Origin of the sequence: Streptomyces sp. NPDC056738 (genome assembly GCF_042790435.1) — a bacterium.
In the GTDB taxonomy this organism is placed as follows: Bacteria; Actinomycetota; Actinomycetes; order Streptomycetales; family Streptomycetaceae; genus Streptomyces.
In genome coordinates this window covers 450,173-471,784 of record NZ_JBHTZF010000001.1, presented here as the reverse complement: position 1 = coordinate 471,784, position 21,612 = coordinate 450,173, and the positions used below count along the sequence as shown (strand labels likewise).

Genomic DNA, 21,612 nt, shown 5'->3' with positions numbered 1-21,612 from the left:
CCTCACATCGAACGTGCACCGTTCAGGGTTCAACTCGATGAGTCTCAGGAAACCAGTCGGCCCTTGCGAGGCTCATCTCCAGTGCGGACGAGGACTGTCCGCTCCCTTGGTCCGTGGCGGGAAGCACCTTGGCCAGGCGAAACCCGAGGCGCTCGTACAGCCGCACCGCGCTGTCGTTGTGGCTGAAGACCCCCAGCTCCACTCGCTCCAGGCCCAGTCGGGCAAAGCCGAAGGTCAGCACGAGCGTCAGGAACGCGCTCCCGTATCCCTGGCCTCGGGCGTCCGGGGCGACGAGGACCCGCCCGAGCCTTGCGGACATGCCGTCAGCAGCCAACCGTAGCGAGGCATGGCCCACCAAGCGGCCATCGGCTCCGACTCCCATCCAAGTCCGGCGTCCCGGCTCCGCCACATAGGCGGCGAGCTGCACATCATCCAGCGGCCAGGTGAATCCGGGACCGGCCCAATTCGCCAGTTCAGCCGGTCCGGATATCCACGACGCGACAACACCGGCGTCGGCAAGGGTGAACGGGCTCAGCTCAACCATTTCTCGCACCTTCACGATCGGTTCCCGTACCCCGGCGAAGCGGACGAGGGTTGTTCGGACACACCATGAGAACAGGAGCCCGGGGTCGAGGCCGGTGCGGGCCGGAGCATCCTCTCCACGGCTGGACCGATGCGATGGGAGGCTTGTCTCCGGCATCCGGCATCCGGCATCCGGCATCCGGCATCCGGCATCCGGCATCCGGCATCCGGCATCCGGCATCCGGGGCAGGCGGCGTCCGCCCTGGCGCGCGGCGCCGGATTCTCAGGGCGTCCGGCGCGAGGAAGCGGGGCGCTGGTGCCGGATGGCCTCTTCCAGGGCGATCCGAAGGCCCAGATTGAGTTCGCCCGTGGACGTCCAGGCCGTGAGCAGTTCAGCGATACGACCCAAGTCGATCCCCGTGCGCCTGGAGACCTCGGACAGCGCGAGCCCGGCCTGGTCCGTGTCCAGTCGGCCCAGGGCCATCATCACGCCCGTCGCTCGTTCGACCACGGCCTGCCCGTCGCCCTCGGACCGGGGCCGATCGGAGTGCGGCATCTCGGTGTTGTCGGCAGAACGTTCGCCTTGTCCGAGACCCGGTCGCCGGCTCACGTGCGCTCGCCCCCTCGACTCCTGGCTCGCCTGGTCACTGCGCCAGCGCCCCTTGGCGGACGAGGGCGCAGCTCCGGGTGATGAGGCGGGAGACCTGCATCTGGGAGATGCCGAGTTTCTCGGCGATGCGGCTTTGCGTCATGTCTTCGAAGAACCGCATGTAGAGGACGGCCCGCTGTTGCTCGGGGAGCTGGCGCAGTTCCTTCTTGGCCGCCTCCCGGTCGACGATGGTGTCGAAGGAGGAGTCGGTGCCTCCCAGGGTGTCGCCGAGACTGTATCCATCGGCTCCGGTGCCTGTTTCGGCGTCCAGTGACAGGGCGCTGAAGCTCTCCATGGCCTCCAGCCCGGCGCTCACCTCGTCTTCCGTGAGGCGGGTGTGGGCGGCGATGTCAGCGGGAGTCGGCTCGGCCGCGCCGGGCCTCTGGCTGAGTTCCCTGCGGGCGACGCGTACGCGGTTGCGCAGGTCTTGGACGCGGCGCGGGACGCGCACGGCCCACATCCGGTCCCGGAAGTGCCGCTTCACCTCTCCGGTGATGGTCGGAACCGCGTAGCTCTCGAAGGCGCCTCGGGCGGGGTCGAACCGGTCGACGGCCTTGACGAGGCCGAGGGCCGCGATCTGGCGGAGGTCCTCGATGGCTTCGCCGCGGTTGCGGAACCGGCCGGCGATGCGGTGGGCCATCGGAAGCCAGACAGTGACCAGTTCATCGCGTACGACGTCCCGCTCCGGTCCGTCGTCCAGTGTCACGAGCCGGGTGAAGCCCGCGCTCGTATCGGGTGAGTCGTCGTAACCACGGCCGGTGGAGACGGAACGGACAGGCTGGAACTCGGCGGTGGTGCAGGTGGTGTGCTTCCGGTCGGGACGGTCGGGGCTCTCGGTCAGCATGCGGATCCCTCCTGGGGGCGCGTCCGCTGATCCGTGGGGACAGGGGACGCAGACCCGTGCGCGAATGACGGGACTTGCCACACGGAGAGCCGCACAGAGCGCCGAAGGAAGGTGCGGCCGCGTGAGTGGTCTCCGCCTGGCTGCGCCTCCGGTCCGAAGCACAATCCCCGCCTTCCCGTCCCCACCACCCGCAAACAACCTCACCCACGGGCCCGCCGCACACCGCGGGGGCACGGCCACGCCGGCGCGCACGCCGCGCACACCTCGCGGACACAGAGGAAGGTGAGCGGGCCCGTTCTTCCGCTGGAAGTCACCGAGTGGCTGCACCGGATTCCTGCGGTGGGGATCAGCGGGCCGAGGCTCCGCCTGAACCGAGATGGCTGTCCACCGCTTGTGGCATTCGGCGGGTCACCTCGTCCCCGAGGCGCTCGAACTCCCCGCGCAGGAACGGAGAGGCCAGCCGGGCCAGGCCGTGGAAGTCGATGTGGGCCCGGTACGTGAGAAGGGTGCCGCCGCTCTCCGCGCGGAAGGTCATGTCGTCCGTGGAGGTGGCCGTGCGGTTGCGTCCGACAAAGGTCAGCCGCTCGTCCTCGAGCCGGACCAACCGGTAGCGGAGTTCGGTGCGCCGTCCGCGGAACGTCGAGACGTTGAGCCACTCCGCACCCTCGGCTACGGGGGCGTCGGCTCTGGCCGGACGGCAGCTCACCGTGCCCGGGTCCCATTCCTGCGCGTGCGAGAAGTCGGCCAGGTATGCCACCACGTCCGGCAGAGGGTGGTGCAGGGTGAGCGTGCGCTCGACTTCGACCATGGAACGTCCCTTTCGCGGAGACCGCAGCGGCTGACCTCAGGCTTCGCGAGGCCTGGCTGCATCCTCTTCCCGACGGCGACGCCGACCGGATGCAGTGGCCCGGCCCACGGCACGTGACCAGCTTGAACCGCCCGAACACGCGTTCCGTAGTATCGCGTCGCCTGGACGAGGTTCCAGCTCCCCGGTGGCGTCATCGGGGACGCGCTCGGACATCCAGTGCGGCAGATCAGGGCTCACATCTGACACGTCTCGGTCCGAGGGACGAGGCGCCGGTGCGTCGCCACCTGGTGCTGCCGGGCGATCGTCGGGACGGGACATGGGTGGGGTCCGGCATTCCCTCGGAACTTATGGATTCCTTGGACGGCCCAGGGCTGCGTCAACCTGCGAAGAGCCGCTGGTCAGTTCGCCGGATGGCCCGGGGTGATGTCATGGGTGTCGTTCAACGTCAGCAGCGGGGGGCGGTCGCCCGCGGGATTTTCCGCCGCCTCCGGAGCGAGCAGGAAACCGACGTGGTCGCCGCCGTCGATCCGTTCCTCCACGCGGCCGACGAACCAGGCGGGGGCCTCGTCGAGGATCAGTGATCCGCCCGGTCCCGAGTGCCACGGGACGTCGGCGAACTTGTCCGTGCGGTCGCCGGTCTCGGCGCCGAAGAGCCGGGCCAGCCGGTGCTGGTCGCCGCGGAGCAGATGGACCGCGAGTCGTTCGGCGCGCTCGGCCACCCGGTACGTCCGGTTGGCTTTGGACAGCCACACCATGAACCGGGCCGGCTGGATCGAGCATTGCGATGCGAATCCGACCAGACAGGCGGCCTTTTCCCCGTCGGCCTCCGCGGTCACGACGTACATCGGGTAGTCGAGCAGGTCGGTGAAGGGGTCGAGTTCGGTCACGGTGTTCGGCTCCCGCCTCAGGAGATCGGATGCGGGCCAAGCGTTCACCATGCGGGTACCCCGGTCGGCTCACGACGCGCCGGGCGGGCACGGACGCGGTACGAGCGCAGTACCTGGGTAACCGGGTCTGTGCCGCAAGGCGCCTCGGGCGAAGTGCTCGTGGGCGGTGAGGGCAAGAAGCGCTCAGGAGCGGCCTGAGGGACACGTCCCACGCCCGTTCGAGGCAGTCGAGGAGAGGCGTCGCGATGTCTGTGGAGTCCGGGTCCGGGCCCGAGTCCGTTCGGCAGGTGCACGGTGTGCTGGAGGAAGCGGGCGCACACGGCTCCGATTCCGGCCCGGAGGACGCCGTAGAGACGTCTCGGAAGGCACCCCAAGAGCCACCCCAGGAGCCGCCGCGTCGAGATCCACGTCGCGGGCGCGGGCGGTCGTGGGTGACGGTGGGATTCGGTCTGGGCCTGGGCGCGAGTCTGGCGTGGCTCGCCGTTCAGACCGTTCTGCGGGTCAGTTCGATGCTGACCTTGCTGCTGCTGGCCGTGTTCATCGCCATCAGCCTGGAGCCGCTCGTCGTGTGGTTCACGCACCGGCGTCTGCGGCGCGGCTGGGCCGTCGCGATCGTGCTGACGGGGTTCATCGTGGTCCTCGGCGGATTCCTGGCTCTGGTCATTCCGCCGGTGACCAAGGAGATGTCCTCCGTGGTCGACGCGGTGCCCGGCTGGTTGCAGCAGATCCACGACCACCAATCGGCGCTCGGCCGCCTGGAGGACCGCTACCACCTCGTCGAGAAGGCCAAGCAGCAGATCGGCTCGGGAGACGGGGCGACCGGCCTGGCGGGCGGTGTCCTCGGCGCGGGCCAGATGGTCCTGAGTACCCTCACGTCCACGGCGATCGTGATCACGGTGACCTTGTACTGCATGGCGGCCCTGCCGGCCATCAAGCAGTTCTGCTACCGCTTCGTGGCCGCGAGCCGGCGCGAACGCGTCGAGGGCGTGGCCGAAGAGATCATGAATCGCATCGGGAAGTTCATGCTCGGCAACCTCGTCACCTCGGGGATCGCCGGCCTGGCGACCTTCGCCTGGTGCGTGGCCACCGGCGTTCCCTACGCTGCCGCCCTGGGAATCTTCACCGCGCTGATGGACCTGATTCCGATCGTCGGCTCCACTCTCGCGGGCATCGTCGTCAGCCTCGTCGCGCTGTCCGTGTCCCTGCCGATCGCGATCGGGACCGCGGTCTTCTACGTCGTCTTCCGGGTCGCCGAGGACTACTTCATCGTGCCGAGGGCCATGAAGTTCGCGGTCGACGTCCACCCACTGGTCACCGTCCTCGCGGTGCTGGTCGGTGGTGCGCTCCTCGGCATCATCGGCGCCCTCGTCGCCATTCCGGCTGCTGTCGCCGTCGGTCTGGTCCTCGACGAGTACGTGTTTCCGCAGAAGGAACGGAACTGAAGGCGTTTCGTCCCGCACGGTCGCCCGGTAGCCGCAGAGGCCGTCGCCGACAGGGAACGGTTCCCTTGTCGTGATTCCATTCCGCTCCACGTCCGACCGCCCGACCGTGGAGTTCTTTTGAGAGCCGCCGAATTCGGTGGCCTCACCGGCCTCTCCGAGTGCACCCGAAAGTCGAGACAGGTCACGTTCGGGGCGTTTTGATGCTCGGGGCGTTTTGATGCGGGGGAGACAAACGGGTGGGCCCCGACACCGAAGTGTCGGGGCCCACCCGTGGATACTGCCGGTCTGACGGACTCACCAGCGGTACCAGCGGCCACGCCTGCCACCGCTCGCCGTCGGTCGGATCACGAAGCCGAGAGCCCACACGATCAGCACGATGACCGCGATCCACCACAGCGCCTTGAGCGCGAAACCGGCACCGAAGAGGATCAGTGCGAGCAGAAGAACAAGAAGAACGGGAACCATAGTTATCAACCTCCGGAGCATCGGATGCCCGCCGGGTCGATCCGTATACCTGGCAATCTCGGATTCTTGAGGATCTTGCCTCAGCATCCTGGAGGCGCGGAATTCACTGGGGAAATCTCGGATTCGAGTGGGGGATCGGGGGTAATGAGGGCCCCTTGATGAAGGCCCCCTGCACTGACCGCGACGGCCGAGACGAGCGTCGCGACGATTGCCGGCACACCCGGCACACCTGGCGCACTGGCTCACTCGCGCACCCTCCGCACCCGGCACACCCTCCGCACCCGGCACACCCTCCGCATCAGGACGTGGTCCGCGACACCGGAATCCATAGCTGTGCCTCGGAGTGGGTCGGGTCGTCCTGTGCCGGGCGGGTCCGCAGGATCTCCGGTCCCGGTCGGTACTCGTACGGATTGGACGGGATCCACTGGGCGGCCACGTCGCCCCACATCTGCTGCAGCGCCTCCGGGAACGGCCCGGTGTTGTCGAACACGGCCCAGGTGCCCGCCGGGCAGTCCAGGACGTCGAGGTCCTCGGGCACCTCGGCGGCCGAGGTCACCACCGCGTGGTAGTAGTCGAGTTCGCTGCCCTCCTCGAAGCCGTCCGACAGACGGACGGTCGCCGACACCACGCCCTCGGGGTCGTCGTCCGAGAGCCCGGCGATCCGGACCATCGTCTCCGCCGGGATGCTCCGGATGAGCTCGGCGATGTGCGGGTTGACGCCGTGGTAGATCAGCGGCACGCGCGCCTTCCTGCCGACGACCCGGAATGCCTTCTTCTCCACGATGCGATAGCGCATGGTGCTGTTCCCTTCGACGGTGAGGCGGAAGGACAGCCGGGCCTGCGAATTCAGCGCCGCGCCGGTGCGCCTGGCCTCGCCGGGACCGACGCCGTGCACGGCGCGGAACGCCCGGGCGAAAGCCTCCCCCGACGTGTAGCCGTAGCGGACCGCGATCTCCAGCAACGTCGTCTCCCCGCCCAGGACTTCGGCTCCCGCGACGGTGAGCCGGCGGCGTCGGATGTACTCCGACAGCGGCATGCCCGCCAGCGTGGAGAACAGCCGCCGGAAGTGGTACTCCGACGTGACCGAGATCCGGGCCAGCTCGGCCACCTCGATGTGCTCGTCGAGGTGACCCTCGATGTACTCCATGGCCTGGTTCAACCGATCCAGCAAGCCCGGCCTCCTTCCCTTTCGAGCACCAAGGTATGAAGGACCAAGCCTGCCGCACCCGACATCCTGTGCCCGCTCCGGTCGGGTGGCGTGCCCCCGGCCCGGCGCCGATGCCTCTGCGGTCCCGGGTGGGGTGGAATCAGGGTCGAGCGTGGATCCCGGGGTCAGGGGTGGAGGAGCGTCTTGACCATGGCGTCCTCCTTGGCCTGGAACATCGCGTAGGCCTTCGGGGCGTCCTCCAGCGGCATGTCGTGGGTCTTGAAGGAGTCCACGCCGAGCGGATCGGAGTCGGTCAGCAGCGGCAGGATGTCCTCGACCCAGCGCCACACGTTCGCCTGGCCCATCCGGAGCTGGATCTGCTTGTCGAACATGGTCAGCAGGGGCATCGGGCTCGCCGCCCCTCCGTACACGCCGGAGACGGAGACCGTGCCCCCGCGCCTTACCAGCTCGATCGCCGTGTGCAGGGCCGTCAGCCGGTCCACGCCCGCCCGCTCCATGAGCGGCTGCGCGACACTGTCCGGAAGCAGGGTGGTGACCCACTGGGCGGCCTTCGCGAACGGCGCTCCGTGCGCCTCCATCCCGACGGCGTCGATGACCGCGTCGGTTCCCCGCCCCTCGGTCAACTCTTGTACGGATGCGGTGAGTTCGGTCCCCTCGTGTCGGGCGTCGAAGCACGTGACGCCGTGAGCGGAGGCGCGCGAGAGCCGATCGGAGACCGGGTCGATCCCGATCACCAGACCGGCCCCGCGGTGTTGCGCGATGCGGGTCGCCATGTCACCGATCGGGCCGAGCCCGAGGACGGTCACGGTGCCGCCGTCGGGGATGTCGGCGTACTCGACCGCCTGCCAGGCCGTCGGCAGGACGTCGGACAGATAGACATACCGGTCGTCCGGCGGCCCGTCCGGGACCTTGATCGGCAGCCTGTTGCCGAACGGGACCCGCAGCAGCTCGGCCTGGCCGCCCGGGACCTGACCGTAGAGCTTGGTGTACCCGAAGAGCGAGGCACCGGTACCGCGTTCACGGACCTGTGTGGTCTCGCATTGCGAGTGCAGTCCGCGGTCGCACATGTGGCAGTCGCGGCACGACACGTTGAAGGGGATCACGACGCGGTCGCCCGGTCCGAGGGCGTGGACCTCGGACCCGACGTACTCGACCACACCCATGGGTTCGTGCCCCAGGATGTCCCCGGGGTCCAGATAGGGGCCCAACAACTCGTAGAGATGAAGGTCGGATCCACAGATGCCGCTCGACGTGATCCGTACGATCACGTCGTCGGGCTTCTCGATCCGCGGGTCCGGCACGGTCTCCACACGGACGTCCCGCTTGCCGTGCCAGGTCAGTGCGCGCATGAGAGCTCCTTCTTGTCGCAGGGTTCGACTCGTGCCGGGGGTCAGGCACTGGTCGGCGGGCCGGGAATCCGCTGGTTGTAGCGGCGGGCGGCCCGGTCGTTGAGGTTGCTGCCCAGCCTGCGGATCTTCTCCGTCCAGGTGGCAGCGGACCGATCGATGCCATGGCCCTGCTCGATGCCCTGGCCCGCGGTGCCGGTGTCGCGCGGGCCGGACGGGGGCGGGGGCAGGAGCCGCGCGGCGAGCCCGTTGAGCCGGGTGACCGTGGCCGGTGCCACGCCGTGCGCCAGCGAAGCGGCCCGCGCGGCGGGAGTGAGCACCAGGCGGGTCCGGCGTTTCTCCAGTGCCCGCACGATGCGTTCCGCCGCACGGTCGGCGTCCATCGAGACGACGGGTGCCCCGGAGAGAGCCGAGAACCAGGCGAACTCCTGGGACGAGCGTCCGCCGAACTCGGCCTGAAGATGCGAGCCGGTGCGCATCAGCCCGGGATGCACGGTCGTGACGCTGAGGTCGTCCCCGGTCGTCTCGGCCCGGAGTCCTTCGCCCAGCGCTCCGACGGCCGCCTTGGCGCACGAGTACGGCAGCAGGTGCGGCACGGCGAGCAGCCCGCCGACCGAGCCGATGAGGCACAGGCGGCCTCCGGCCTCGCTCGCGCGCAGGGAGGGGAGTGCCGCCATGGCCGTGTTCACCGCGCCGCCGAAGATGGTCTCCATGGCGTCCTCGAAGGCCCGGCTGTCGAGCGACGCCACCGGGGCCACCTGGATGACACCGGCGTTGGCGACGACGACGTCCAGCCCGCCGTGCCGGGCATCCACCTGCCGGACCACCGACTCCACGGCGCGGCGGTCACGGACGTCGCACACCGCGGTGGAGAACTTCTTGCCCGTCCTCTCCTCGGCCCATTCGGCGCCCCGGCGCAGTTCGTCCTCGTCGCGGGCCGCCATCGTGACCAGGCAGCCGCGCAGGGCCAGCCGCGCGGACAGCAGAAGCCCGAGGCCCCTGGACCCACCTGTCACCAGTGCGGACAGGCCGGCCAGATCCGACCGGCGTGGAGTCGATGCCACTTTCATCACCTCACTCGGGGGAGGGGCGCCGAGTACCCGGACCGGGTGAGCGCACTCGCGAGGTCAGACTCCGGATCGTCCCGCCCGCACTCCGCTCGTCTCGGCGGCGTGCCCGCGCACCACGGCAGAGCTGGGGCGTCTCTTCGCGGCGGCCGTGCTCTTCCGGCCGCCGTGCCCTCCCGGCGGCCGCGCCTTTCCCGAGGTGAATCGGTTTGCGGGAGAGGTGGAAGGGATACACGGGGTGGATGGTCGCAATGGGGTACCAGGCAGGTCCTGAGAGACTGCCGGGCATGGATGTCGCTCGTAGGAACAATGTCACCGTCACCGGCAACCCGCGGGGACGCACGGTGGTGCTGGCGCATGGGTTCGGCTGCGACCAGAACATGTGGCGGCTGACCGTGCCCGCCCTGGCCGACGACTACAGGGTGGTCCTGTTCGACTACGTCGGCGCGGGCCGCTCGGACGCGGCCGCGTTCTCGGCGGATCGCTATGCCTCGCTGAGCGGCTATGCCCAGGACGTCGTGGAGGTGTGCGAGGCGCTCGACCTGCACGACGCCGTGTTCGTGGGCCATTCCGTGAGCGCGATGATCGGCGTGCTGGCGGCCGCCGCGGCCCCGGAGCGGATCGGGGCGCTCGTCATGGTGGCTCCCTCCGCGCGGTACATCGACGACGACGGTTATCGCGGCGGCTTCAGCGCCGAGGACATCGACGAGCTGCTGGCGTCACTGGAGTCGAACTATCTGGGCTGGTCGGCGGCGATGGCGCCGGTGATCATGGGGAACGCGGACCGGCCGGAGCTCGGTGACGAGCTCAAGAACAGCTTCTGCGCCACCGATCCGGAGATGGCGCGCGTCTTCGCCCGCACCACGTTCCTGTCGGACTCGCGGGACGACCTGAAGACGGTGACGGTGCCGACCCTGGTGCTCGAGTGCACCCAGGACGTGATCGCTCCCCGCGAGGTCGGCGCGTTCATCCACCGAGCGATCCCCGGTTCGACGCTGGTCACCCTGGACGCGTACGGCCACTGCCCGCACCTGTCCGCGCCCGAGGCCACCAATGACGCCATCCGTACGTTCCTGGCGGGCCAAGGGTGATGTGCCGCGCCGGACAGCACTCCGATCCGCACGAGGCCGACGACAAGAAGGAGTCCGGCGCCGCGTTCGCCTCACTCCTGGAGGACAGCGCCGAGGACCTCTACGAGAGCGCGCCGTGCGGGTACCTGTCGACGCTGATGGACGGCACCATAGCGAAGATCAACACCACATTGCTGACCTGGCTCGGCCTGGAACGTGAGGCGGTGGTGGGCCGCATGCGGTTCACCGACCTGCTGACCGTGGGCGGAAAGCTCTACCACGAGACGCACTTCGCGCCGCTGCTGCGGATGCGGGGCGAGATCAACGGCATCGCCCTGGAACTCAAGCAGCCCGGGGGCCGGATGCCGGTGCTGGTCTCCTCCGTGGTCAAGCACGGCAGCACCGGCGAGCCCCTCCTGATCCGCACCACCCTCTTCGACGCCCGGGACCGCCGGGCCTACGAGGAGGAACTCCTGCGCGGCCGCAAGGCGGCGGAGGAGGCGCGCGAACAGGCGGAAGACGCACGCGAACAGGCGGAGGAAGCGCGCAAGCGGGCGGAGGCCGACCGGGCCCGACTGGAGGACGCCCTCGCCGTCCTCCAGCAGTCACTGCTGCCCGACACCCTGCCGCCGATCCCCGGCGTGGACACGGCCGCCGGCTATCACACCGCCCATCCCGACCGGCTCGGCGGCGACTTCTACGACGTCTTCCCCATCGACGGCAAGCGCTTCGGGTTCTTCCTCGGCGACGTGTGCGGCAAGGGGCCCCAGGCCGCCGCGGTCACCTCCCTGACCCGCTACACCCTGCGCGCCGCGGCCCTGCACGACCCCGATCCCGTCTCCGCCCTGAGCACCCTCAACAAGGTGCTCTACGAGCGGTACGCGGGCGGCAGCGGTGATCCGCGGTACTGCACCGCCGTGTTCGGCACCCTCGAACCCGACCCCGCCACCGGGCTGGTCGCGGTCCACCTGGCCTCGGGCGGCCATCCGCCGGTCATCGTGCTACGAGCCGAAGGCACCGCCGACTTCCTGCCCACCCCCGGTGGTCTCCTCGTCGGCATCCTCCCTTCCGCCCGCTTCACCGCGGCCAGGACCGTGCTCGCCCCCGGGGACACCCTGCTGCTCTACACCGACGGCATCACCGAGGCCCGTACGACCGAGGACCGGAAGAGCCTGTACGGGGACGAGGCCCTGCTCGCCTTCGCCGCCGACCACGCCGGCGAGCCCGCACCGGCGGTCATCCAGGCCCTCACCGGCCTGCTGCACGGCTTCGGAGACGGGCTCGACGACGACACGGCCCTGCTCGCCCTCGGCGTCCCGGCCACCGACACCCTGACGAAAAGCACCTGATGAGCCCGCTGAAGATCACCACCCGAGATGCCGCCACCGGTCCCGTTCTGGAGATCGCCGGGGAACTCGACTTCGACACCGCCTCCGAACTACGGGAGTTGATCCCCACCGTCGCCCTCCGGCCGGGCCAGCGCCTCACGTTGGACCTCGGCCGCATGGAATTCTGCGACTCCAGCGGACTCAGCGCCCTGATCGCGGCCCACCACCATGCCCACACCGCTCAGGCGGACATAGCGCTGGAGGCCGTACCGGCCAACACGCTCCGCATCCTGCGGATCGTCGGACTCGACCAGCTCTTCTCCCTCGGCCAGGGCGGCGACACGGGCCTCGGGACGGGGCCGGAGCCCGTGAACGGGTAGCCGGCCACTTCACGAAGCGGGCGTCTTATCCGTTGCGGAACGCCTCGTGGATGGGTGGAACATCTCGTTTCACCCGATCAGGTGGGTCGACCAATCCGTCCGGGGCGCAGAACCGGATTCCCCATGTGAGGGACGAAGAGAAGGATCAACGAGCACGGACAGGTCTGTCGCGCTGGGCGCTCGGTGCGCTGAGCGGGGCACTGGCCGCGTTCGCCGCGCTGGCGGTGGCCGAACTGGTCGCCGCGGTGGTGCGTCCGCAGTCCAGTCCGATCGTCGCGGTGGGCGGCGCGTCCATCGACGCGACTCCCGCTCCGGTCAAGGACTGGGCGATCCACCACTTCGGCACGAACGACAAGCTCGTGCTGGAGCTCGGCATCCTCGCCGTGCTGGCTGTCGCGGCGCTGGCGCTGGGTGTCCTGGCGGTGCGGTTCCGGCGGGTCGGAACCGCCGGAGTCCTTCTCTTCGGGGTCGTGGGGGCGGCGGCAGCCGTCAACCGGCCCGACTCGGTCGGCCCCGCCGACATGCTCCCCTCCGTCGTGGGGGCCATGGCCGGGGCCCTGCTTCTGTACGTCCTCGTGGGCCGCCTGACCGCGGTGAAGCCATCACCGGCGCCGGCCGAGGCAGCCACCGAGGGCGCGGACTCACCCCTGCGCGCGGACTGGGACCGACGGGGATTCGTCCTGGCGGCCGCGTCGGCCGCCGCGGCCTCCGCCGCGGTGGGCGTGGTCGGCCGGTCACTGAACGCCTCGCGCGGCCGGGGAGCGGTCACCTCACGCGAAAGGATCGTGCTGCCGGCCCCTCGGTCAGCGGCACGACCGGTACCCAGGGGTGCCGGGCTCCGGGTCCCCGGCATCAGCCCCTTCGTCACCCCGAACGGCGACTTCTACCGGGTGGACACCGCGCTCGTGGTGCCCAAGGTGGACGCCACCGGCTGGCGACTGCGCATCCACGGCAAGGGGGTACGCCGTCCGACCATCTACTCCTTCGACGACCTCCTGCACAGGGAGCTCATCGAGCGGAACATCACCCTGACCTGCGTCTCCAACGAGGTCGGCGGCCCCTACGTGGGCAACGCCCGCTGGACCGGCGTACGCCTGGCCGATCTGCTGGCCGAGTGCGGGGTGAGGCCTCCGTCCCGGGGAGGTCCGGCGGACCAGTTGGTGGCACGGTCGGTGGACGGCATGACGATCGGCTCCCCGGTCGAGGAACTCATGGACGGCCGCGACGCGATGCTCGCCCTCGGCATGAACGGTGAGCCGCTGCCCTTCCAACACGGTTTCCCGGTACGGATGGTGGTCCCTGGCCTGTACGGATTCGTCTCGGCCTGCAAATGGATCGAGGACATCGAGCTCACCACCTTCGATCCCTACGACCCGTACTGGGTCAAGCGGGGTTGGGCCCGCCGGGCCCCGATCAAGACCGAATCGCGCATCGACACCCCCAAGCCCTTCGCCCGGCCCAAATCCGGCACGGTGATGATCGCCGGCGTCGCCTGGGCCCAGCACCGGGGCATCGAGAAGGTCGAAGTCCGCATCGACGACGGCCCCTGGCAGAAGGCCCACCTGGCCGCTGAGGACACCCGCGACACCTGGCGCCAGTGGTCGATGCCCTGGAAGGCCACCCGAGGCGGCCACACCCTCACTGTCCGCGCGACGGACCGCACCGGTGCCGTGCAGACCGAAAAACGCACCCGCACCATTCCCGACGGCGCCAGCGGGCGGCACTCCGTCGTCGTCACCGTCGACTAGCCGCGCCCGCCCCTGGCGACCAGCCGCGCCGGGACCGCGACAGGGCCCGCGCGCCCTCCCGAACCACCTGTCCGCACAACCCCAGACGCAGCCGCATCGTGCTGCGCTTTCCAACAGGAGAACATGATGAACACTCGTATCCGTCGTACCTCCGGCCTTCTCGCCGCCGCGGCCGTGCTGCCCCTGGCCCTGGCCGCCTGCTCCAACGGCAGCAGCGACTCGGGCAAGTCCGATTCCGGCAGTTCGGCGGCGGCGTCCGCGACAACCGGCGGTGACAAGATGGCCGACTCCGGCAGCAGCGCGAGCAGCATGGACCAGCCCTTCGGCCCGGCCTGTTCCTCCGTTCCGAAGGATGGCGCCGGCTCGTTCGACGGCATGGCCAAGGACCCGGTCGCGACCGCAGCCTCCAACAACCCCGCGCTCTCCACCCTGGTGACGGCGGTGAAGAAGGCGGGCCTGGTCGACACCCTCAACAACGCCCAGAACATCACCGTGTTCGCGCCGACCAACGACGCGTTCGCCAAGATCCCGAAGGCCACGCTGGACAAGGTCCTCAACGACAAGGCCCAGCTCACGAAGATCCTCACCTACCACGTCGTCGGCCAGAAGCTGACGCCGAAGGACCTGGAGAACGGCTCCTTCACCACGCTGGAGAAGTCGAAGGTCATGACGTCCGGTTCGGGCGAGTCCTACACGGTCAACGACTCCGCCAAGGTGGTCTGCGGCAACGTGAAGACCGCCAACGCCAACGTGTACATCATCGACACGGTCCTGATGCCCAAGAGCTGACACCCGCGCCCGCGGGGGAGGCATGTGGTCGGTGAAGCAGAGCTCAGTTCTGGTTCACCGGCCACACCGCCGCAGGGTCGCAGTGGTCCGGGCACGCGAGCAGGTAGACCTCGTTGGCCAGGAACAGGTTGTAGGTGTCGGCGCCGACGCTGTACGGCTGCTCCGGCAGGCCGGGGTGGACGGCGAACTCCATGCTCTCCGGCACCTGGCAGAGGTACACCAGGTCGGAGCCGCACGCGCACCGGTAGTACTCGGGGTCCTGCGCCCAGGACGGCGTGCCTCCGACCTTGAAGTCCTGGGCTCCCAGTCCGCGTGGTCCGGGCGTGTCCACGAACGGGCTCAGCGTCAACGGCAGTGCGCGGACGGCCGGTTCGGCTTCCGCCGTGGGCACGCCGGCGCTCCGCTGGAGCAGCACGCGCCAGAACGGACGCGGGTAGGGCGGTTGTGGCGCGTCCCAGTACCGGGGGACGAGGCGGCCGTCGGCCAACTCCGGTTCGGAGGCGTCGTTGTGGGCACGGCAGTGGAACACCATCAGGTGGTCTCCGCCGAAGTGCGGTAGGTCCATGGGTATGTCGAGCTGGAAGAACAGGGCCAACCGCTCGCCACAGAAGCACTCGGGCCAGTCGTCGGCGTCGTCCAGGAAGGGCCAGCCGCCGACAGAGTTCCGCACGGGCCGTTCCAGCGGCTCGGTCCCGACCTCGATGCTGTGGGCGGGCAGCGCCACCGGCGTGTCCCTCGTACTGTTTTCGGCCATCCGCTCACCTTAGTGGCTCTGCTGTGAAGGCTGATCGCGGGTGCGGCGGCGTCGACCCGGGGCCGCGCAACTACACGGAGAAGCGCAGTACTTGTCCGATCCGCGCGGCCCCGGTGATGTCGACCAGCGCACCCGGGGAAGCACCGCGTGCGCGAGCGGTCACGGTGGCAGGACAGCCCAATCCATCGCCCATGTCGAGCTCGATCCGGGGCGTTCCGTTGCGGGCCAGGAGGTGGGCGGCCAGGCAGGCTGAGCTGTTCACGTTGGCGATGTCCTCGGGTACGCCGATCGACGGGGCGAACATGCGGGCCGCGACCCGGCCCGTCGCCCCACCGGGGGAGTGGACGAAGCAGCCCAGCAGGTCCAGGCGTGTACATACGGCCGTGAGCCGGTCGAGGTCCGGGGCCAGTGCCGCGAGAGCGGACCGGGAGGGCACCGGGACGAGCAGTCGCGGACGACCCAGGGTCGCGATGCAGGCCCCGGTCGCGGCCGCTGCGGGGAGCCCCAAAGCGGGGAGAAGCAGACCGAGTTCGTACGGCGTCGGCTCACGCAGGTCGATCGGGCCGGCCCCGAAGGTGACGTCCACGGACGAGGCCGACGCCCCGAGGACCGCGCGCCCCGTGATGACCCGCTCCGACACCCGTACCTCGACCCGGTGCTCCTCGCGGCCCGCGCGCGCCGCGAGGAAGGCCAGGGCGGCGACGGTGCCGTGGCCGCACGCGGGCAGCGCCCCCTCGGTGGTGAAGAAGCGCGCCGTGACCACGGGCCGTACGTTCGCGGGACCGTCCGCCGGAGCGGGGTCGTTCGAGAGGAAGACGGCATGAGAGGTACCGGCCAGGGCGGGCACGCGGCGCCGCTCGTCATCGGTCAACGGACTGTCGGTCGAGGTCGAGAGGCCCCCGGCGACGACCGCGGTCGGACTCCCGCCACGGCCTCCGCGCAGACACGCGTGCACGATCGTCACGGGCAGATCGCCCCGGCCCGCGGACGACCGTGACAGGCGGCGCGTCATCGGACAGGGGACAGATCGGAGGTGCGCCAGGGGTGACCGGCCCGCACGTCAGGCCAGCTTCTGTGTCAGCTCGGCGCGCAGCGCGGAGTGGACGATGCGGCCGTGGGCCCCGTTGACGATCGGCATGTACGGCGGGACGTGGCCGCACTCGACGTCGGCGATGACGGGCACGTCCAGGGAGCCGAGCGCGTCCAGGACCGCTTCCCGGTGGCTGAGCGAGCTGTGGTCCCGCGCCCTGCTCCGGCCGACGAGGATCGCGTTCGCGTGGTCGAAGAATCCGGCGAGCCGCATGCCGTGCAGGCTTCGGCAGACCGTGAAGACGTCGCTGCCCGCGTCCTCCACGTACACCAGGAGTCCGTCCGGGGACTCGGCGCGGGCGAAGGCCGAGGTGTCGAGGTAGCCCGTGCCCGCGAGGTTGCACAGGGCCTCGATACAGCCTCCGATCAGCCTGCCCTCGGCCTCCACGTCTCCGGTCCCGTCCAGCCGGGTCCAGGTACCGGGCGTGTCGAGCGTGAACTCGCGTACTTCGGGATGGCCGACGAAGTCGTCGAAGCCCGTGGTCCGATGACGGCCGGGCGGACGCTGCGTGAACCGGTGGCCCGCGGGCGCGGCGGCGATGTCGAGCCACGACAGCAGGCCCTCGGGGACGCGGTACGGCGTGTCCATGAGGTTGTTCCCGTGGAGGGTCGCCGTCCCGGTGAGCAGGGTCAGCGGTGTCATCAGGGTCGACAGGTCGGAGAACCCGACGAGCCAGGTCGGCTCCACAGCGCGCAGCTCGTCCCAGTCGAGCAGCGGCACCAGGTCGATCGCGGTCTCCCCGCCCCACGGCGGGACGACCGCCCGGACGGTCGGGTCGGTCAGCATCGCCATCAGCTCGTCCGCCCGCTCGGCGGCCGGGGCGCTCACGTGCCCGGAGCCGTCCATGCACGCGCCGACCACGACCTCGTACCCCCGTGCCCGGACCTCGCGGACGGCGACGTCCAGCCGCTCCCGCATCTCCTTGGGAACTCCGCTGGACGGAGAGGTGACGCCGATACGGTCGCCGGGACGCAAGGGGCTGGGGAATCGCACGGGCATGCGCGGGAGTCTGGCATGGCCGCCCGCCGGGGCGACCACTGCTTTTCGGCCTTCGTGCCACCTGCCGGTGCGCGGCGTGTGTCCCGAGGATGTGGGGCCTGTGGGTGGACAGGGAGCGCGGAGAGGTGAAGGCTCGCATCTGAGCAATACGTTCGAAAAATGTCTAAAACGGGCATAACGCGGAACTTGGGAGAGGCCGAGGAGGCAGAAAGATGCGTCGAGAAATGGTGCAGAAGAAGCCTGACAGGAAGCCCGAGCCCGGTCGCCGCGCGCACGAGGAAGCCGAGCAGCGTCCGCGTCCCGAGGTCCGAAAGGACATCGCGCGCACCTGGTGGCCGGACGGGTAGGCCGACAGGAGCGTGCCGCAGCCCTGTGAGCGTGCCGGGGCACGCGAACCTGACCGTCGAGGGTGGCTGCGGAGGAGGTTCGCCGCTGTGTCGACCGACCCGAGAAGGGTGAATCCCGGCCGCGCCGAGGAGACGATCCGCACGGGCACGTCGAGCCCTGCCGAGGCCGGCACGTCGAGCGCTGCCGCGGAGCCGAGCCCTGGGGAGGCGCGCCCTGCCGCGGAGCCGAGCCCTGCCGGGCCGGCGAGCCCCGCCGCGGAGCCGGGCCCAGCCGGGAAGGCCGGCCCTGCGGGGATGCCTGGTCGTGCGGGGATGTCGAGCCCTGCGGGCAAGGGGCCCGCCGGAAAGGCGAGTGGTATCGGGCCGCTGGCGGAGTCGGTGGCCCTGGCCGTCCGTCGTACGGGAGCGTCCGGCGGAGGCGTCTACCTCGTGGACGGAACCGGGGAGAATCTGCGACTGACGGTGGGCTGCGGGCTCCCTGCCGACGTCGCCGACTCCTGGTGGCAGGTGCCCGTGTCCGCCTCGGTCCCGGTCGCCGAGGCGTTCCGTGACGACCGTGTCGTGTGGGTTGGCTCGCAGGGGGAGATGGCTCTCTCCTATCCGCAGACCGCGGCGGCGCTGCCCTACCAGTACGCACTGGCCTCGGCGCCGCTCTCCGGCCGCAGCCGAAGCTGGGGCGCGCTGTTCCTGTTCTGGCCGGCCGCCCATTCCGGGCGGGCCTCGCCGAGGGAAAGGGGGAACTTCGCCGCCCACGGCCGACGGATCGCCCGGGTCATCGAGGACGCCGGCAGAGCGTTCGTACCACCGGACGAGCCCCTCATGATCCCCCTGGACGGCGCCTCCGAGCGCTTCGCCCTGTCCACCGACGCACCCGCCGATCTCCTGGAACGGCTGCCCGAGGGCTTCCTCGCCCTCGACCTGCAGGGCAGGATCACCTTCATCACCGGCCGGGCCGCGTCCCTCCTGGGCCGCCGCGTCAGCCGCCTCCTGGGAACCAGGCCCTGGCAGTCCCTGCCCTGGATGGACCAGGCCTTCGTCGAGGACCACTACCGCACCGCGGTCATCAGCCGCGAGCCCGTCGGCTTCACCGTTCTGCGACCGCCGGACACCTGGCTCGACATCGAACTCCACCCCGACGCCAGCGGCATCAGCGTCCGCCTCGACGCTCGCCGTTCCGGGCCCGGCGACTCGCCGAGGGCGGCCTCTCCGGCGACGCCCGGTGCGTCCGTCGGCCGTCTGTACCAGCTCGTGCATCTCGCGGCGGCCCTCACGGACGTGGTCGGCGTGCAGGATGTCGTCGACCTGGTCGCCGTCCAGATCCTGCCCGCGTTCGGGGCCGACGGCATGGTCCTGTCCGCGGCGGACGCCGGACGCCTGAGGATCATGGGCCACCACGGCTACGACGCGGAGACCATCGAACGCCTCGACGGCCTTCCCGTCGGCACCAGCCTGACGCCCGCCGGAGAGGCGCTGCTCAGGGGCATCCCCCTCTTCTTCTCCGACCCCGACGAACTCGCACGCGACTATCCTGCCGCGCCACGGATCAGCGGAAAGCAGGCCTGGGCCTTCCTCCCGCTCATCGTCGACGCCCGGCCCGTCGGCTGCTGCATCCTCACCTACGCCCGCCCCCACACCTTCACCGCCGACGACCGGGCCATCCTCACGTCGCTCGGCGGACTCGTCGCCCAGGCCCTCGACCGGGCGCGCCTCTACGACGCCAAGCTCGACCTGGCCCACACGCTCCAGCAGGCACTCCTCCCGCGCAGCCTGCCCACCCTCGGCGGACTGGAGGTGGCGGCGCGCTATCTCCCCGCGGGCCACGGCATGGATGTGGGCGGCGACTTCTACGACCTCATCCGGCTCGACCACACGACCGCGGCGGCCGTCATCGGCGACGTCCAGGGACACAACATGGCGGCCGCCGCCCTCATGGGACAGGTCCGTACGGCCGTCCACGCCACCGCGGGCGAGCGGCCCGACGAAGTGCTCTCCCGCACCAACCGCGTCCTCGCCGACCTGGAGCCCGATCTCCTCGTCTCCTGTCTGTACGCGCACATCGACCTCGCTCACGGGCGGATGAGCCTGGCCAGCGCCGGCCACGTTCCACCGCTGCTCCACCGGCCCGGCGAACGCCCCGTCGTGCTGGAGATCGAGCCGGGTCCGTTGCTCGGCATCGGCGTCGACCTCCCGTACCCGATCACCACGGTTCCGATGCCCCCGGGCACGACCCTCGCCCTGTACACCGACGGACTGGTCGAAGTGCACGGCACCGACCTCGACCGGTTGACCGGTGAGCTCGCGCAGCTCCTCGCGGGCCCGTCACGCCCGGCCCGGCTCATAGACGAGCTGATCCACCACTCCTGGCCCCACGGCCTGCCGACCGACGACATCGCCGTGCTGCTCCTGAAGGCCGGCGAAGCCAGAGGCCCATGACCGAAGGGCCGGAGGCGAGCCTTCCGCAGACGGGTGACGTCGGCGCGTTCGAAAGGCGCGTGGCCCCTCGCTGGGGCAGCATCGGGATGACTTCCACGAAGGGTGCCGTCCCGGTCGTACGACGATGGCACGTCGTACGACGTGGAATTCGCGCGATGTGGAAGGGGAGCCCGTGCTCGGCCAGGCGATGGGGGCGATGCTCCCGGCCGCGCTGGCGGTCGCGCTCAGTCCCTTCCCGCTGATCGGGATCATCCTGATCCTGTCCGGCACGCACGGCCGCCGCAACGGCCTGCTGTTCGCGGTCGGCTGGATCACGGGCCTCACGATCGCGGCGACGCTCGTCGCGCTGCTCTTCGGCGGGGCCGACGACCCGGACAGCACCTCGTCGGCGATCGCGGACTGGGGGCGGGTCGTCGCCGGGGGAGCCCTTGTCGTGCTGGGCGTGCGCACGTGGTGGAGACGCCCGCGTGGCGGCGAGCAGGCGGACGAGCCACGCTGGATGGCCTCCCTCGAAGACGCCACCGCCGGGCGGGCGCTGCTGCTGGGCGCCATGCTGTCGGGAGCCAATCCGAAGAACCTCGTCCTGACCGCCTCGGCCACCACGGCGATCGTCGAAGCCGGGGCGCACGACGTCGGTCTCGTCGCGGCCGTCGCCGTCTACGTCCTCATCGCCTCCTGCACGGTCCTGGGCTCCGTCGCCCTCCAACTCGGCGGAGGGCGACGCGCCGCGTCCTTCCTGGACACCGTCAGAGGGTTCATGGTCACCAACAGCACCGTCATCACGGTGATCGTGCTGCTGCTCCTGGGCGCCAACGTCCTCGGGGACGGGCTGTCCGGCCTCGGCCGCTGAGCCCTCCGCCGGCCGGGCGGGCGAAGCCGTGGAGAGGCCGACCGCGGTGGTCACAGGTCTCTGCGGTCACAGGGTGTCCGCCTGCCGATGGGCGGGGATCCGTGCTAGCTGCCGCTCCAGCTCGGTGCGGATGTCGGCGCGCAGTTCCTTGGTCCTGACCCACTCGATGAGCAGTTCCGCCACGCTCCGCAGCTTCGTGTTCGTCCGCTGCGAGACCGTCCGCAGCACATCCCACCCCTCGTGCGGCGTCAGCCCGCCCAGGGCCAGCACGACGCCGATCGCCTGATCCACCACGGCGTGCGACCGCAGCGCCTCCTGGAGCTGGACGTTCTCCCCCTCCAGCTCCTTCAGGCGCGCCGCGACGCATGCCTCCGACGACGTCGAAGAGGTCGAGTCCACCTCGTCGCCCCCACCCACCGTTTCCTCCGCGGTCTGGTCTCCGGTTCGGGCTTGTCCGCTCGCCCATGTCCTTGCCCGCATGCCCGGATACGGCGGGTGAAAGCTCGGCGCGGGACATCGAGACGCGCGGATCGGCCCGGCCGGTGAGTCCAGATGCTGGGGAAGCTCGGCTCGCCGACAAAGACACCTGTGGCGCAACCTGTGTCGCATCCCACCTCGTCGCCGAG

21 protein-coding genes are annotated in these 21,612 nt (G+C 70.3%); 8 read left to right on the top strand and 13 right to left on the bottom strand.

The window, feature by feature from the left end; translation table 11 throughout:
- Positions 1-22: 22 nt before the first annotated feature.
- The 5 genes from ACFRIC_RS01900 to ACFRIC_RS01880 form a co-directional block, all read right to left on the bottom strand.
- A complete protein-coding gene (locus ACFRIC_RS01900; RefSeq protein WP_382778511.1) occupies positions 23-544 on the bottom strand; it encodes a GNAT family N-acetyltransferase in 522 nt (173 codons plus the stop codon).
- Between the two features lie 261 nt (positions 545-805).
- Positions 806-1,078 (bottom strand): ANTAR domain-containing protein, encoded by a 273-nt coding sequence (locus ACFRIC_RS01895; protein WP_382778510.1) that lies wholly within the window; start codon positions 1,076-1,078, stop codon positions 806-808.
- An 88-nt stretch (positions 1,079-1,166) separates the two neighbouring features.
- Positions 1,167-2,015, bottom strand: coding sequence for a SigB/SigF/SigG family RNA polymerase sigma factor (locus ACFRIC_RS01890; RefSeq protein WP_382778509.1), 849 nt, complete (start codon positions 2,013-2,015; stop codon positions 1,167-1,169).
- A gap of 346 nt (positions 2,016-2,361) precedes the next feature.
- Entirely contained in the window at positions 2,362-2,823 is a 462-nt protein-coding gene (locus tag ACFRIC_RS01885; RefSeq protein ID WP_382778508.1) for an SRPBCC family protein, read from the bottom strand.
- Between the two features lie 398 nt (positions 2,824-3,221).
- Complete coding sequence (locus ACFRIC_RS01880; protein WP_382778507.1) at positions 3,222-3,710, bottom strand: flavin reductase family protein; 489 nt, start codon at positions 3,708-3,710, stop codon at positions 3,222-3,224.
- Positions 3,711-4,141: 431 nt separating this feature from the next.
- Between ACFRIC_RS01880 and ACFRIC_RS01875 the strand changes: the two genes are divergently transcribed.
- Positions 4,142-5,152 (top strand): AI-2E family transporter, encoded by a 1,011-nt coding sequence (locus ACFRIC_RS01875; RefSeq protein WP_382778506.1) that lies wholly within the window; start codon positions 4,142-4,144, stop codon positions 5,150-5,152.
- A 294-nt stretch (positions 5,153-5,446) separates the two neighbouring features.
- On the opposite strand, the gene ACFRIC_RS01870 is transcribed toward ACFRIC_RS01875, so the two are convergent.
- The 4 genes from ACFRIC_RS01870 to ACFRIC_RS01855 all read right to left on the bottom strand — a co-directional run bounded on the left by ACFRIC_RS01870 (position 5,447) and on the right by ACFRIC_RS01855 (position 9,195).
- Positions 5,447-5,617 carry a hydrophobic protein gene (locus tag ACFRIC_RS01870; RefSeq protein ID WP_355774985.1) on the bottom strand — a complete coding sequence of 57 codons (171 nt, stop codon included), beginning with the start codon at positions 5,615-5,617 and terminating at the stop codon, positions 5,447-5,449.
- 298 nt (positions 5,618-5,915) lie between these two features.
- On the bottom strand, positions 5,916-6,788 hold the full coding sequence (locus ACFRIC_RS01865) for an effector binding domain-containing protein (RefSeq protein ID WP_382778505.1): 873 nt from the start codon (positions 6,786-6,788) through the stop codon (positions 5,916-5,918).
- 161 nt (positions 6,789-6,949) lie between these two features.
- Positions 6,950-8,134 (bottom strand): alcohol dehydrogenase catalytic domain-containing protein, encoded by a 1,185-nt coding sequence (locus ACFRIC_RS01860; RefSeq protein ID WP_382778504.1) that lies wholly within the window; start codon positions 8,132-8,134, stop codon positions 6,950-6,952.
- A 41-nt stretch (positions 8,135-8,175) separates the two neighbouring features.
- The gene (locus ACFRIC_RS01855; RefSeq protein ID WP_382778503.1) at positions 8,176-9,195 is read right to left on the bottom strand and encodes an SDR family NAD(P)-dependent oxidoreductase; all 1,020 of its coding nucleotides are present in this window, start codon (positions 9,193-9,195) and stop codon (positions 8,176-8,178) included.
- A gap of 290 nt (positions 9,196-9,485) precedes the next feature.
- On the opposite strand from ACFRIC_RS01855, the gene ACFRIC_RS01850 reads away from it, so the two are divergent.
- The 5 genes from ACFRIC_RS01850 (at position 9,486) to ACFRIC_RS01830 (ending at position 14,513) form a co-directional block, all read left to right on the top strand.
- Positions 9,486-10,289 carry an alpha/beta fold hydrolase gene (locus ACFRIC_RS01850; RefSeq protein WP_382778502.1) on the top strand — a complete coding sequence of 268 codons (804 nt, stop codon included), beginning with the start codon at positions 9,486-9,488 and terminating at the stop codon, positions 10,287-10,289.
- Positions 10,289-11,617: a PP2C family protein-serine/threonine phosphatase gene (locus ACFRIC_RS01845; protein ID WP_382778501.1), complete on the top strand. Its 1,329-nt coding sequence runs from the start codon at positions 10,289-10,291 to the stop codon at positions 11,615-11,617. The genes ACFRIC_RS01850 and ACFRIC_RS01845 overlap by 1 nt, the downstream gene beginning before the upstream one ends.
- Positions 11,617-11,976 carry an STAS domain-containing protein gene (locus ACFRIC_RS01840; protein ID WP_382778500.1) on the top strand — a complete coding sequence of 120 codons (360 nt, stop codon included), beginning with the start codon at positions 11,617-11,619 and terminating at the stop codon, positions 11,974-11,976. The genes ACFRIC_RS01845 and ACFRIC_RS01840 overlap by 1 nt, the downstream gene beginning before the upstream one ends.
- Before the next feature lie 125 nt (positions 11,977-12,101).
- The gene (locus tag ACFRIC_RS01835) at positions 12,102-13,724 is read left to right on the top strand and encodes a molybdopterin-dependent oxidoreductase (protein ID WP_382778499.1); all 1,623 of its coding nucleotides are present in this window, start codon (positions 12,102-12,104) and stop codon (positions 13,722-13,724) included.
- Positions 13,725-13,850: 126 nt separating this feature from the next.
- Positions 13,851-14,513 (top strand): fasciclin domain-containing protein, encoded by a 663-nt coding sequence (locus tag ACFRIC_RS01830; protein WP_382778498.1) that lies wholly within the window; start codon positions 13,851-13,853, stop codon positions 14,511-14,513.
- 43 nt (positions 14,514-14,556) lie between these two features.
- Here the strand turns inward: ACFRIC_RS01830 and ACFRIC_RS01825 are convergent, their stop codons facing one another.
- The 3 genes from ACFRIC_RS01825 to ACFRIC_RS01815 all read right to left on the bottom strand — a co-directional run bounded on the left by ACFRIC_RS01825 (position 14,557) and on the right by ACFRIC_RS01815 (position 17,356).
- Positions 14,557-15,267: a hypothetical protein gene (locus ACFRIC_RS01825; RefSeq protein WP_382778497.1), complete on the bottom strand. Its 711-nt coding sequence runs from the start codon at positions 15,265-15,267 to the stop codon at positions 14,557-14,559.
- A 70-nt stretch (positions 15,268-15,337) separates the two neighbouring features.
- Positions 15,338-16,279 (bottom strand): PhzF family phenazine biosynthesis protein, encoded by a 942-nt coding sequence (locus ACFRIC_RS01820; protein WP_382778496.1) that lies wholly within the window; start codon positions 16,277-16,279, stop codon positions 15,338-15,340.
- A 48-nt stretch (positions 16,280-16,327) separates the two neighbouring features.
- Positions 16,328-17,356 carry a S66 peptidase family protein gene (locus ACFRIC_RS01815; protein ID WP_382778495.1) on the bottom strand — a complete coding sequence of 343 codons (1,029 nt, stop codon included), beginning with the start codon at positions 17,354-17,356 and terminating at the stop codon, positions 16,328-16,330.
- A 659-nt stretch (positions 17,357-18,015) separates the two neighbouring features.
- Between ACFRIC_RS01815 and ACFRIC_RS01810 the strand changes: the two genes are divergently transcribed.
- Together ACFRIC_RS01810 and ACFRIC_RS01805 are read left to right on the top strand one after the other, a co-directional pair.
- The gene (locus tag ACFRIC_RS01810) at positions 18,016-20,136 is read left to right on the top strand and encodes a SpoIIE family protein phosphatase (RefSeq protein WP_382778494.1); all 2,121 of its coding nucleotides are present in this window, start codon (positions 18,016-18,018) and stop codon (positions 20,134-20,136) included.
- 157 nt (positions 20,137-20,293) lie between these two features.
- Positions 20,294-20,986: a GAP family protein gene (locus tag ACFRIC_RS01805; RefSeq protein WP_382778493.1), complete on the top strand. Its 693-nt coding sequence runs from the start codon at positions 20,294-20,296 to the stop codon at positions 20,984-20,986.
- 66 nt (positions 20,987-21,052) lie between these two features.
- On the opposite strand, the gene ACFRIC_RS01800 is transcribed toward ACFRIC_RS01805, so the two are convergent.
- Positions 21,053-21,337 carry an ANTAR domain-containing protein gene (locus ACFRIC_RS01800; RefSeq protein ID WP_382778871.1) on the bottom strand — a complete coding sequence of 95 codons (285 nt, stop codon included), beginning with the start codon at positions 21,335-21,337 and terminating at the stop codon, positions 21,053-21,055.
- Between the last annotated feature and the right edge of the window lie 275 nt (positions 21,338-21,612).

Bases quoted from the DNA above. Each gene is read 5' to 3' on its own strand.
- ACFRIC_RS01845 (WP_382778501.1), top strand. From the start codon at position 10,289: ATGTGCCGCGCCGGACAGCACTCCGATCCGCACGAGGCCGACGACAAG.
- ACFRIC_RS01830 (WP_382778498.1), top strand. From the start codon at position 13,851: ATGAACACTCGTATCCGTCGTACCTCCGGCCTTCTCGCCGCCGCGGCC.
- ACFRIC_RS01890 (WP_382778509.1), bottom strand. From the start codon at position 2,015: ATGCTGACCGAGAGCCCCGACCGTCCCGACCGGAAGCACACCACCTGC.
- ACFRIC_RS01860 (WP_382778504.1), bottom strand. From the start codon at position 8,134: ATGCGCGCACTGACCTGGCACGGCAAGCGGGACGTCCGTGTGGAGACC.
- ACFRIC_RS01840 (WP_382778500.1), top strand. From the start codon at position 11,617: ATGAGCCCGCTGAAGATCACCACCCGAGATGCCGCCACCGGTCCCGTT.
- ACFRIC_RS01850 (WP_382778502.1), top strand. From the start codon at position 9,486: ATGGATGTCGCTCGTAGGAACAATGTCACCGTCACCGGCAACCCGCGG.
- ACFRIC_RS01815 (WP_382778495.1), bottom strand. From the start codon at position 17,356: ATGCCCGTGCGATTCCCCAGCCCCTTGCGTCCCGGCGACCGTATCGGC.
- ACFRIC_RS01900 (WP_382778511.1), bottom strand. From the start codon at position 544: ATGGTTGAGCTGAGCCCGTTCACCCTTGCCGACGCCGGTGTTGTCGCG.
- ACFRIC_RS01895 (WP_382778510.1), bottom strand. From the start codon at position 1,078: ATGCCGCACTCCGATCGGCCCCGGTCCGAGGGCGACGGGCAGGCCGTG.
- ACFRIC_RS01810 (WP_382778494.1), top strand. From the start codon at position 18,016: ATGTCGAGCCCTGCGGGCAAGGGGCCCGCCGGAAAGGCGAGTGGTATC.
- ACFRIC_RS01885 (WP_382778508.1), bottom strand. From the start codon at position 2,823: ATGGTCGAAGTCGAGCGCACGCTCACCCTGCACCACCCTCTGCCGGAC.
- ACFRIC_RS01870 (WP_355774985.1), bottom strand. From the start codon at position 5,617: ATGGTTCCCGTTCTTCTTGTTCTTCTGCTCGCACTGATCCTCTTCGGT.
- ACFRIC_RS01825 (WP_382778497.1), bottom strand. From the start codon at position 15,267: ATGGCCGAAAACAGTACGAGGGACACGCCGGTGGCGCTGCCCGCCCAC.
- ACFRIC_RS01820 (WP_382778496.1), bottom strand. From the start codon at position 16,279: ATGACGCGCCGCCTGTCACGGTCGTCCGCGGGCCGGGGCGATCTGCCC.